The organism is Burkholderia sp. LAS2 (assembly GCF_018417615.1).
GTDB lineage: Bacteria > Pseudomonadota > Gammaproteobacteria > Burkholderiales > Burkholderiaceae > Burkholderia > Burkholderia sola.
Genome location: NZ_CP071052.1, coordinates 438,598 through 450,436 on the forward strand (window position 1 = coordinate 438,598; position 11,839 = coordinate 450,436).

The following is an 11,839-nucleotide window of genomic DNA, read 5'->3' on the forward strand; positions in this document are numbered from 1 at the left end:
GTGGCGACCACCCGGCCGCCTCGGGCTGCGGCGTGGTTTTTATCAGGCGGTCAAAAAAGCGCGGCTACATTCGGGCTGCGGCACGGCAACCTCATCCTCACTGATACGACACCCGATGCGCCCCTTCTGGATCGAACAAGCGCTGCTCAACGACGGCGACCTCGCCCCCGCGCTGCAAGGCGCGACGCAGGCCGACGTGTGTATCGTCGGCGGCGGCTTCACGGGCCTCTGGACCGCGATCCAGGCGAAGCAGCAGCACCCCGCGCTCGACATCGCGATCCTCGAAGCCGACCTGTGCGGCGCCGGCGCGAGCGGCCGCAACGGCGGCTGCCTGCTCACGTGGTCCGCGAAATTCCTGACGCTGCGGCGGCTGTTCGGCGAAGCCGAGGCGATCCGGCTCGTGAAGGCATCGGAAGCGGCCGTGCAGCACATCGCCGATTTCTGTCGCACGCACGCCATCGATGCCGAACTGCGGCTCGACGGCACGCTGTACACCGCGACGTCGCGTGCGCAGGTCGGCACGCTCGCGCCGGTGCTCGACGCGCTCGCCGCGTGCGGCATCCACAGCTACGAGCCGCTGCCGCCCGCCGACATCGCACGCCGCTCGGGCTCCGCGCGCAATCTCCACGGCGTCTACTCGCCGATCGCCGCGACCGTCCATCCCGGCAAGCTCGTGCGCGGGCTGCGCCGCGTCGCGCTTGCGATGGGCATCCGGATCTACGAGCGCACGCCGATGCTCGACTTCACGCCCGGCCAGCCGGTCGTCGTGCGCACGCCGTCCGGCAGCGTGAGCGCGGGCAAGCTCGTGTTCGCGATCAACGCGTGGATGGCGAGCCGCTTTCCGCAGTTCGAACGGACGATCGCGGTCGTGTCGAGCGACATGGTCATCACCGAGAAATGTCCGGATCTGCTGGAGCAGACCGGGCTGGTGGACGGCGTGTCGGTGCTCGATTCGCGGATCTTCGTGTACTACTACCGCACGACCGTCGATGGCCGGCTTATGCTCGGCAAAGGCGGCAACACGTTCTCGTGGCGCAGCCGCATCGCGCCCGTGTTCGACCGCCGCTCGCCGTACGAGGCGCAGCTCACGCGCAGCCTGCGCGAATTCTTCCCGTCGCTGGCGGGCGTGCCGATCACCGCGAGCTGGAACGGGCCGTCGGATCGCTCGGTGACGGGTTTTCCGTTCTTCGGCCGCCTCGACGATGCGCCGAACGTGTTCTACGGCTTCGGCTATTCTGGCAACGGCGTCGGGCCAACCTACATGGGCGGGCAGATCCTGTCGTCGCTCGTGCTCGGCCTCGACAACGCGTGGACGCGCAGCCCCATCGTGCGCGGCCCGATCGGCCATTTCCCGCCGGAGCCGATCCGTTATGTCGGCGCGCACGTCGTGCGCAACGCGATTCGTCGCAAGGAGCGCGCGGAGGACGAGAGCCGGCAGCCGTCGGCGGTCGATACGTGGCTCGCGAAGTTTGCGAGCGCGGCGGGGAAGGCGGATAAGGCTTGAGATGTTCGCCGCTGACGGCATCAAGCATCGCCCTGTTGGCGGATGAGTGTGGCGATTCAAAAAAGGGCTTATGTTCCTGGCGATTTGCAGATCGGTCCAGATGGCAAGAATCGCCATGTGATTGCTCCGTCAAGGAGCATGCCCCTTGACAAATACAAGAGGCTTCTTCAAGAAATGGCCATGTCCGCCACGCGGGAATTCAGCAAAAAACAGGAGTTCCATATGGAAACCATGAAACTCGAACTAACAGCCAGCCAGGTCAAAATCGTCCTCGAAGCGCTTGCCGAAACAGACAAGCACTGGACCGAGATCTGCAACACGTCCGACGACGAGGACGCCATGGCCGATTACGGCAACGACCTCGTCCTGCTGCGAATCGTCAGAGACGAAATCACCCCAAAGGCGATCGCCGCATTCGGCTCCGACATCGTCAATTGTGACCGGGGCTGAACCCGTCCGGTACGGCGAAGAAAGCGAACCTCGCTTAAACAGGAAAGGGCACCGATCAATCGTATCGGCGCCCTTTCGTCATCGCTCTACCGGCCACACGTCCCGCGCCCGTTACTCACGCGCCCGCCCTCTCCCGCTCGGCCTTTCCCGCCGGAGCCGATTCGCTATGTCGGCGCGCATGTCGTGAGCAATGCGGTGGGAGGCAGGAAAGGCCTGCGGCTAGCCCGCACCATCACGTCGCCAGCTTCTATAGAACAAGTCCAATTCCTGATGCCGCGTTTGTTCCGAAACTAGACATTCCCCACGAAAACAATCACGTACCAATAAGACGATTCCCATCTAAAATAAAGCTTATAAAGCAGAATACCGTACTACGCATTTTATTTTTGTCATTTCATTATCTCGATTTTATTATCATAAACAACATGATAGGATTTCAATGACACAAAAAATAGGAATCCCATTTTCCCTCCATGCACGCATCAACAACCATTGAAATCTTGATTAGCGACTCCCGCTCTATCTCAAGAGGGTCACAGTTCGGACATACAGCGATTGCAGTCGATGGAATCGTATATGGCAGAGCGCACCCAGGATGGGACGTCGATAACATCGCGAACTACCTAAACCGCCAGCAGACCAAGATGCAACGCGATACGATCGGCTATCTCCTCCATACATCCAAGGACGAGAAAAGGATCATCGTTTCCGAAATAGAAAGACGGCGACACGAAAACAAGCCATACTCTCTCGTCGACAATAATTGCTCATCGAACATAGCCGAAATACTTGGCAAGGCTGGCATTCTGGCTTACGACCCAAGGTGGCAACTCCCGGGTATCATCCCTCCTGCGGATTTGATGATCGGTCTGCGCCATTCGAAACGCCTGATTGGAATCCGACGATATCCGAAGAAATGACACGCCTCCTGCTATTGGCCGCACTCGCCGCGATGATCAGCGCGTGCTCGAAATACAAAGATGAGGAATGGACGGCACTTCAGGATATGCCTGCGTTTGCCGAACCTAACGACGACAGGACCCAGCCGATCTTCACGATCAGGAAAGGCGAGTCCTGTGTTCCGCTGACGGATCGTGTTGCCAAAATCTACGCATACACGCAAGTGGACTGCAAATCCGGCACGGGGTGGGTGCTGGATGATGCCTTCGATAAACGACACCGCAAATAATCGCCTGCTGGCGATCGTTGCATTTGGCCCGGGCCATGTCGATTCCGAGCAAAGCTAAGCCCGGCCGGCATAACGGGCGGACGGCCCGTAACCGAACGACGCGCAACGACACGCACCGCGTCCCCTTACGTGCCCGCCCTCTCCCGCGCCGCCTTACCCGTCACCGGCAGCCCCTGCTCATGCATGCGACGCATCCGCGCGAGACCATGCGCGACGTGCTCGCGCACGAGCGCGACGGCCTTGTCCTCGTCGCCGGCCGCGAGCGCCCGCACGATCTTGTCGTGCTCGGCCGCCGACACCGCGATCGCATCCTCCTCGGCCTCGATCGCCGCCTGACGCAGCAGGCCGAGCTGGCGCACGAGCCGCCGGTAGGTATCGGTGAGATGCGTATTGCCGACGCCGACCACCATCGCGTCGTGGAACTGCACGTTCAGCTCGGTATAACGCGTGACGTCGTGCGTCTTCGCGGCGCCCTTCATCGACTGGGCGATGCCCTTCAGCACCTTCAGCGTCTCGGGCGAGATGCGCTTCGCGAGTGCGCGCGCGACCGATTCGTCGAGCATCGCGCGCACTTCGTAGATTTCCTCGGCCTCGCGCAGCGGCACGACACGCACGGTCACGCCGCGGTTCTTCTCGTTGCGCAGCAAGCCGGCCTGTTCGAGCCCGCGGAATGCCTCGCGCACCGGGCCGCGCGACACGTTCAGCTTCGTCGCGATATCGACTTCGTTGAGCTTTTCGCCGGGTGCGTATTCGCCGGACACGATCGCGCGCTCGAGCATGTCCTGGACGATCATCGCGAGCGACTGGCTTTGCAGGAGTTCGATGGCGCTGAGCGCGTTCGGGGCAGTCATGGTCGGGCAGGCAGCGGGGCTGCAGGTGAAAACGAGGGCGCCATGTCGGCGAGTGGTCGTTGTATACCTCTCACCCCGCCAAATTGTCAACAGTTTTCAGTTTCCAAAAGCCAGTCCGGCGTACGACTCACATTCGCAATCGCCATGCAACCGGCACGCAGCGGTCGCGCGATGCGGGCGAACCCTCCCGCGTCGCGCGCCACCGCCTGCACAGCCGTCAGGCCGTACGCTTCACCGGACCCGGATCGCTGTGGCTCGGCCGACCCGTTTCGACGTGGCCCGCGAAGCGGCGCACGACCTTGTCGTCGCCGCCGCGCAGCGTCGTCGCGGTGATCGTCAGATCGTACCAGCCGTGGCTCGACGACAGCTCGAAGTGCGCGTCGACGCGCTCGCCCGGCTCCAGCGTGTACGTGCGTGCATGTGCATGGCTGTACGCGTTGTCGACCGACACGCGGCACGTCGCGCGTCCGCTGTTGCGCAGTTGCAGATACACGTGGCGATTGCGCACGTCGTAGCCGATCTTCGCTTCGGGGTTCGCGTGGCGGCCGTCGGCCGCGAGCCGCGTGTTGCCCTGGAATTCGCACAGATAGCCGTTCGGGCCGTAGGCGGCCAGATGATAGTCGCCGCGCGCGGCCGACGTGCTCCACGTATCGACGAAGCGGTCGCGCGCGGACACCGCGTAGCGGCGCGGCGGCGTCGCCGGGTTGCGGCGGTCGTACACGTAGAACGCGGCGCCCGCGTCGCCGGTGTTCGCGAAGTCGAGCGACACGGTGTCGTCATGCGCGCCGACGCGGCTGTGCACGAACAGCTCGTACGGCAGCGCGCGCGCCGGACGCGTGCCGGACTCCTGCGTCGGCATCGACTGCTGCGCGGGCACCTGGTACGCCTGGCCGGCGGTGGCGATGTGCTGCGGCACCGTGAAGCTGACCGTGCGCGTGTCGGGGCGCGCGGAGAAGTCGAACGCCGACGTGAGGTCGCCGCAGATCGACCGGCGCCACGCGCTGATGTTCGGCTCCTTCACGCCGAACCGCGCCTCGAGGAAACGCAGTACCGACGTATGGTCGAACGTCTCCGAGCAGACCCAGCCGCCCTTCGTCCACGGCGAGATGATGATCAGCGGCACGCGCGGCCCGAGGCCGATCGGCTGGATGCCGCCCGGGTCGGCGCCCGGCACGAGCGGGCTCATTTCGCCCGGGTACTTGTTCAGGTCGAGCAGTTCGTCGCCGAGGTTCGACAGCAGGTTCGACGACACGATGCCCTGCCCGCCCACGCCGCTCGTGGCCGGCGGCACCGGCGGCACAACGTGGTCGAACAGCCCGTCGTTCTCGTCGTAGTTCAGGATGAACACCGTCTTCGCCCACACTTCGGGGTTCGACGTCAGCGCCTCGAGCACCATGTTGATGTAGAACGCGCCGTCCGTCGGCGACGCCTGCGGATGCTCGCTGTACTTGTACGGCGACACGATCCACGACACCTGCGGCAGCCGGTTGGCCTGCACGTCGGCCTTCAGCTCGGCAAGCGTGTGGTCCGACGCGCCCTTGTCGACCAGCGGGCCGCTCGCGCCTTCCTTCACCTGGAAGCGCTTGAAGAACATCAGCGAGTTGTCGGTGTAGTTGTCGGTCGGGTCGCCCGGGATGCCGGTGCCGCCCTGGTACACCTTCCAACTGATCTTCGCGTTCTCGAGGCGTTCCGCGTAGGTCGTCCACGTGTAGCCGTTCACGTCGTTGCGCTCGCCGATGCCCGGGCCGTTCGTCGCGCTGCCGTAGACGTTGCGCGAGTCGACCGTGCCGGTCCACAGGTAGATGCGGTTCGGCGCCGTGTCGGCGTGCGCGGAGCAGAAGTACGAATCGCAGATCGTGAACGCGTCGGCGAGCGCGTAGTGGTACGTGAGATCCTGGCGCTTCAGGTAGCCCATCGTCAGCACGTCCTGCTTCTGGTTCACCCACTGGTCCCACTGGCCGTTGTTCCAGGACAGGTGGCCACTGCTCCAGCCGTGATTGGTACCCGGCTGGAATTCGGTCGTCTGCTTCGGATCGAGGTAGAACGGCAGCACGTACGGCGCCTGCGGATCGAGGCCGCGCGAATGGTAGTTCTTCGTGAACACCGACGCCGGCGGCTGCTGCCACACCGGCGCGCCGTTCGGCAGCAGGTGCGGACGCGGGTCGTCGAAGCCGCGTACACCGCGCAGTCCGCCGAAGTAATGGTCGAACGAACGGTTTTCCTGCATGAAGATCACGACGTGCTCGACGTCGCGGATCGTGCCGGTACGATAGGCGGCCGGCATCGCCAGCGCATTGCGGATCGCGGGCGGGAAGCCCGCGTAGGCGGCCATCGCGCCGGCCGACTGCGCGGCGAGGCGCAAGAAATCGCGTCGATTGTTCGAGGACATGAAGAGCACCCTGTGGTCGGTGGGAGTGGAGGCGCCGGGCGAGCGGGGCCGGCGATCTGCGTCGTCGTTATTACCCCGCACCGGCATGTCCCGGCCGTGACCGGTTCCCGCAGGTTTCTTGCCGTCATCCCCAGCTTTTTTTCGAAGTCTCGCACGGCGCGCCTTTCATCCGGCCGACACATGCGTACGCTACGCTGACGCGCGATGAAGAGGGGGGAGAAGCCGAGTCGTGTTCGATCAGCTGAAGGCGTTCCACGCGACCGTCCGGCAGGGCAGCATCACGCGCGCCGCGCGCCACCTGGGCGTGAGCCAGCCGACGATCGCCGCGCAGATCCGGCAGGTCGAGCAACTGTACGGCGTCGAGCTGTTCTACCGCAGCGGCCGCAAGCTCGAGGTGACCGAGACGGGCATCGAGCTGCTGCCGCTCGTCGAGAAGATGATCGCGCTCGAGGCGCAGGCCGACATCATGCTACGCAACATCGGCGGCCTGTTCGAAGGCCATCTGAGGATCGGCGCGACGGGCCCGTACTACATCATGGACGCGGTCGGCCGCTTCTCGAGCGCGCACCCGTCGATCGCGCTCACGTGCCGGATCGGCAACTCCGAGGAAATCCTGCAGGCGCTGCAGGAATTCCGCATCGATCTCGCGGTCTCGTCGCAGCGCAACGACGCCGACGGCCTCGAACGCAAGGTGATCTCGACCGATCCGCTCGTGCTCGTCGTGCACCGCCATCATTCGCTCGCGCGGTTCGATTCGATCGACGCGGCGCAGCTCGCCGACGTGCGGCTGCTGATCCGCGAGGAAGGGTCGGTCACGCGCCGCTGCACGGAGACGATCCTCGCAGCGGCCGGCGTCGCGGCCACGTCGGTTGCCGAGATCGGCAGCCGCGAAGCGATTCGCGAGGCGATCCTGCATGGCGTGGGCGGGAGCCTCTTTCCGCTCGGCGAAGCCGAACGCCATCCGGACTTGCGCGTGATCGCGCTGCGCGGCGTCGACACGACGATCGACGAATACGTGTACTACCTGAAGGCGCGCCGCCAGAGCCCCGCGATCGACGCGTTCCTCGCGTGCATCCTGCCGGGCCGTGCTGAAGCAGCCGGCGCATCCGACCACGGACAACCGGCGCGGCGGGCGAACGCACGCTGAGCCGCCGCGCGTTCACCGCTTCCGCACATGACCTAGCGCTCTTCCCGCGCCTTCCCTCGTTGTTTTCCTCGTGCCTTTCTTCTGTCGTGGCGCCGTGCGTCACTTCGGCAGCGCCGGAATCATCCAGGTCAGCACGTGCTGCTGCAGGAACACCAGCACGCCGAGCAGCAGCGTGAGGATCACGCTGTGCCAGAAGGTGCGCGCGAACACGACGCCTTCCTGCCCTTTCAGGTCCGTCGTCGACACGCCCGTCGCGATATTCTGCGGTGAGATCATCTTGCCCATCACGCCGCCCGACGAGTTCGTCGCGGCCATCAGCACCGGGTCGAGGCCGAGCTGCCGCGCGGCGACGACCTGCAGGTTGCCGAACAGCGCGTTGCCCGACGTGTCGCTGCCGGACAGGAACACCGCGATCCAGCCGAGCGATGCCGACACCAGCGGGAACAACGCACCCGTCGACGCGACGCCGGTGCCGAGCGTATAGCTGATGCCAGAGTAGTTCAGCAGGTACGCGAGGCCGACGATCATCATCACGGTGACGATCGCGATCCACGTCTGCCGCCACGTCTTCCCCACGCATTCGATGAACGCCCCGGGCCCGGTGCGCGTCAGCGCGGCCGTGATGATCGCCGACAGCAGGATCGCGGTGCCCGTGCCGAGCGGCTGGAAATCCCAGATCGCCGCATACGGCTTGTGGTACAGCGACACGTACACCGCGTTGTGCAGGCCCGGCCACTTGATCTTCACGTCGCCGATCGCCGCGATGTTCGCGTGCACCCACACGATCACGACCACCGACACGACGAGCCACGGCAGCCAGCCGCCGAAGCCCGCGCGCGCGGCGCCGGCGGCGGCCGGCACGCTGCGCGCGAGCGCGTATTGCGGATCGGGCTGCGGCTTCCACAGCTGCAGGAAGCCGATCGTCACGATCAGCGACGAGAGCGACGACAGCACGTCGGTGAGCTGGTAGCCGAGGAAGTTCGACGTGACGAACTGCGCGATCGCGAAGCTGCCGCCCGACACGAGCAGCGCGGGCCACAGCTTCGCGATCGAGCGCAGCCCGCCATACGCGCCGACCACATAGAACGGCAGCAGCAGCGCGAAGAACGGCAACTGGCGGCCGACCATCTGCGCGAGCGTCGCGGGCGGCAGCGACGTGACCGCGCCGAGCACGGTGATCGGCACGCCGAGCGCGCCGAACGCGACCGGCGCCGTGTTGAACAGCAGCGTATAGGTGAGCGCTTCGAGCGCGGGGAAGCCGAGCGCGATCAGCAGCGCGCTCGTGATCGCGACCGGCGTGCCGAATCCGGAGATCCCTTCGAGCAGGCAGCCGAACGAGAACGCGACGACGAGCAGCACGAGGCGGCGGTCGTCGGGCAGGTTGTCGAGCATCCACTGCCGGAACTGGTCGAAGCGGCCCGACTTCACCGCGATGTTGTACAGCAGCAGCGCGTTGAAGACGATCCACATCACCGGCACGACCGCGAGCGCCATGCCGGCGCCGACCGCGTTGAACGCGAGCCCGGCCGGCATCCCCCACGCGCCGATCGCGACCGCGAGGCCCGCGACGAGCCCGGCGAGCGACGCCTGCCACGCGGGGCGGCGCAGCACGCCGAGCGCGATCAGCGCGACCGCGATCGGGATCGCGGCGACGAGGAACGACAGGAGCAGCGAGTGCGCGACGGGCGTCAGCGGTTGCGCGAAGACGATGCCGGGCGGGAGGGCGTCGGTGGGGTTCATCGTGTCTCCAGATGTCGACCCGAGTCGGCGCTTCAGCGTCTACTCGGGTCCCATGCCTTGTGCGGTCGACCCGGGTTCGCATGTCGATGCGCCGGGCTCGGTACAAGGCGATGTCCTGCGGTCACGACCACGCTCGGGCGCTTGCGTACGCAACGACGTTGCGCGGCCAACCGATCGGTCGCTTAAAAGAGGTTAGGAGGCGCAACGCGCTTGTACAAGGGGGAGAAGCCCGATGCGGGCGAGCCGATGTAAACCGGCCGCCGCACGATGGCCGGCAGATGGCGCGCCGCTGTCGCGTTCGACAGGCAGCCCGCCGCGGCCGCCTCACCGGTGCGCGCAATGTTGCGCGACCGGAAAAGGTGACTGCCCGCCACGAGGATGTTTCGTTTGGCGTCCGAAGCCTAGACTGGCTGCATCGTTTCCGCCCGCGCCGCCGATGGCGCGGCGGCGGAACCTCACGGAGCCAACACGATGAAGACGATGAAACACGCGGCATGCGCGTGCGTGCTGATCGGCGCGGCGTTCGCCGCTCACGCGCAAGCCGCGTCGACGCTCACCCGCGCGCAGGTCCGTCAGGAACTGGTGGAACTGCAGGCCGCCGGCTACCGGGCGAGCCTTGCAAGCAGTCCCGACTTTCCGCGGAACATGCAGGCGGTCATGCAGCGTGCCGCGCAGGCGCGCGGTGAGGGCGACGCCGCCGGTTACGGCAGCGACGGCCGGGCGCACGGGGAATCAGGCAAGCCGGCGCTGCCGCACGCAGTCGATCGCGACACGTATGCGCATCACTGACCGGATCACTGACGGAACCGGATGGATCGCGCGGCAGCGGCGCGGCGCACCCTGCGCCGGCCGCATGCGCGACCGTCACACGCTGAAGCGGTTCAGCGTATAGGCGCGATAGGCGGCGACGAACGCGTCGAACGATCCGGCCTCCTTCGCTTCGAGCTCGGCCTGCTCGGCGAGCGACTTCGCGGCAAGCGCCTGCTCGGCGTGCAGCGTCTCAGCCGACGGCGGGCGCGCGCGAAAATGCGCGGCATGCGCTTCGCTCTGCGCGAGCGCGAACGCGAGGAACGACTGACCGTTCTCGCGCATCGTGCGCAGCACGCGCGCGGATGGCGTGCGCTCCGGATCGGCGAGCTTCTCGCGCTGCGCGGCGATCGCGCGCGCATGCTCGTCGCCGCCGCGGATTTCGTCGAGGCGGCGGCCGACGATCTCGATATCGGCCATCAGTTCATCGGCCCACTGCTGCAGTGTGACCGCTTGACCTTCGCGCGTCAGCGTGAGCCCCGGCTTGCGGCCGTCCAGCGTCACGCTGCCGAAGTTCGCGTTCGCTTCCTTGTACGCGTCGCAGTCGAGCGGCGCGCTTTCGTCGAGCGCGCACGCGAGCAGGAACGCGTCGATGAAGCGCGCGGTCTCCAGCGCGATGCCGGTCGGCTCGAACGGGTCGATGTCGAGGCAGCGCACTTCGATGTACTGCACGCCGCGCGACGCGAGCGCATGCAGCGGCCGCTCACCCGAATACGTGACGCGCTTCGGCCGGATCGTCGAGTAGAACTCGTTCTCGATCTGCAGCACGTTCGTGTTGATCTGGATCCACTCGCCGTCGCGATGCGTGCCGATCGCCTCGTACGCCGGATACGGCTCGCTCACGGCCTTCGACAGCGCGTCGAGATAACCGGGCAGCGTGTTGTAGTCGACGTGCAGCGCGGCCTGGGCCGTCGTGTTCGAGTAGCCGAGATCGCTCATTCGCAGGCTGGTCGCATACGGCCGGTACAGCGTATCGGCGTCGAACGTGTCGAGCTTGTGCGGCTTGCCGCGCAGGAACTTCGTGTCGAGCACCGGCGACGCGCCGAACAGGTACATCAGCAGCCAGCTGCGGCGGCGGAAGTTGCGGATCTGCGCGAGATAGCGTTCCGACTGGTAATCGACGAGCGTCGCCGTCGACTCTTCGTCCGCATGCAGGCGCCGCCACACTTCCTCGTGCAGCGAGTAGTTGTAGTGGATGCCGGCGATGCACTGCATCGTGCGGCCGTAGCGATACGCGAGGCCGCGCCGGTACACCGTCTTCAGGCGGCCGATGTTCGACGTGCCGTAGTTGGCGATCGGGATCTCGTCGTCGGCCGGCAGCAGGCCGGGCATCGACTCGTTCCACAGCATCTCGTCGCCGAGCGATGCATACACGTAGCGATGCAGATCGTCGAGGCGCTCGAGCGTGAGCGCGGCGTCGCGCTCCGCGGGCGTGATCAGTTCGATCAGCGCTTCGGAATAGTCGGTCGTCAGCGCCGGATGCGTGAGCGCCGAACCGAGCGCGCGCGGATGCGGCGTGAACGCGATCATCCCGTCGCGCGTCACGCGCAGGCTTTCCTTTTCGATGCCGCGCAGGCCGTCGGGCAGATGCTGCCGCGTCGGGCCCGAGCTCAGCGCGTCGAGGCGTTTCAGCAACAGTTCGGACTGGCGGTGAGTCATGGTGTTCGACATGGAGACGCAAGTGCGTGACGGCCGCGCGCAGAACGCCGCGCGCGGCCGGCTGGATTGTTGGTCGCTTCGTTGGTAGCGGGCACTTTAACAT

The 11,839-nt window shown here is 65.9% G+C and carries 10 protein-coding genes; 6 read left to right on the plus strand and 4 right to left on the minus strand.

Annotated elements, in window-relative coordinates; all coding sequences use genetic code 11:
- The first annotated feature begins 115 nt into the window (after positions 1-115).
- The 4 genes from JYG37_RS02055 to JYG37_RS02070 all read left to right on the plus strand — a co-directional run bounded on the left by JYG37_RS02055 (position 116) and on the right by JYG37_RS02070 (position 3,143).
- The gene (locus JYG37_RS02055) at positions 116-1,504 is read left to right on the plus strand and encodes an FAD-dependent oxidoreductase (RefSeq protein ID WP_124631130.1); all 1,389 of its coding nucleotides are present in this window, start codon (positions 116-118) and stop codon (positions 1,502-1,504) included.
- Between the two features lie 48 nt (positions 1,505-1,552).
- Positions 1,553-1,954 carry a hypothetical protein gene (locus JYG37_RS34720; RefSeq protein WP_244138026.1) on the plus strand — a complete coding sequence of 134 codons (402 nt, stop codon included), beginning with the start codon at positions 1,553-1,555 and terminating at the stop codon, positions 1,952-1,954.
- Positions 1,955-2,427: 473 nt separating this feature from the next.
- On the plus strand, positions 2,428-2,874 hold the full coding sequence (locus JYG37_RS34965) for a lipoprotein N-acyltransferase Lnb domain-containing protein (RefSeq protein WP_124631129.1): 447 nt from the start codon (positions 2,428-2,430) through the stop codon (positions 2,872-2,874).
- Complete coding sequence (locus JYG37_RS02070; RefSeq protein WP_124556212.1) at positions 2,871-3,143, plus strand: hypothetical protein; 273 nt, start codon at positions 2,871-2,873, stop codon at positions 3,141-3,143. Before JYG37_RS34965 ends, JYG37_RS02070 begins: the two co-directional genes overlap by 4 nt.
- Before the next feature lie 125 nt (positions 3,144-3,268).
- On the opposite strand, the gene JYG37_RS02075 is transcribed toward JYG37_RS02070, so the two are convergent.
- Together JYG37_RS02075 and JYG37_RS02080 are read right to left on the minus strand one after the other, a co-directional pair.
- Positions 3,269-3,994: a phosphonate utilization associated transcriptional regulator gene (locus JYG37_RS02075; RefSeq protein ID WP_124593544.1), complete on the minus strand. Its 726-nt coding sequence runs from the start codon at positions 3,992-3,994 to the stop codon at positions 3,269-3,271.
- A gap of 217 nt (positions 3,995-4,211) precedes the next feature.
- On the minus strand, positions 4,212-6,383 hold the full coding sequence (locus JYG37_RS02080) for a phosphocholine-specific phospholipase C (protein WP_124631127.1): 2,172 nt from the start codon (positions 6,381-6,383) through the stop codon (positions 4,212-4,214).
- Between the two features lie 229 nt (positions 6,384-6,612).
- Here JYG37_RS02080 and JYG37_RS02085 point away from each other — a divergent pair, with 229 nt between their 5' ends.
- Positions 6,613-7,530 (plus strand): LysR family transcriptional regulator, encoded by a 918-nt coding sequence (locus JYG37_RS02085; RefSeq protein WP_050011102.1) that lies wholly within the window; start codon positions 6,613-6,615, stop codon positions 7,528-7,530.
- Between the two features lie 99 nt (positions 7,531-7,629).
- On the opposite strand, the gene JYG37_RS02090 is transcribed toward JYG37_RS02085, so the two are convergent.
- Positions 7,630-9,270, minus strand: a complete 1,641-nt coding sequence (locus tag JYG37_RS02090) for an L-lactate permease (RefSeq protein ID WP_050011101.1) — start codon at positions 9,268-9,270, stop codon at positions 7,630-7,632.
- A gap of 471 nt (positions 9,271-9,741) precedes the next feature.
- On the opposite strand from JYG37_RS02090, the gene JYG37_RS02095 reads away from it, so the two are divergent.
- Positions 9,742-10,059, plus strand: coding sequence for a DUF4148 domain-containing protein (locus JYG37_RS02095; protein ID WP_213345840.1), 318 nt, complete (start codon positions 9,742-9,744; stop codon positions 10,057-10,059).
- Between the two features lie 75 nt (positions 10,060-10,134).
- Here the strand turns inward: JYG37_RS02095 and gshA are convergent, their stop codons facing one another.
- A complete protein-coding gene (gene gshA / locus JYG37_RS02100; RefSeq protein ID WP_213345841.1) occupies positions 10,135-11,748 on the minus strand; it encodes a glutamate--cysteine ligase in 1,614 nt (537 codons plus the stop codon).
- Positions 11,749-11,839 lie beyond the last annotated feature (91 nt).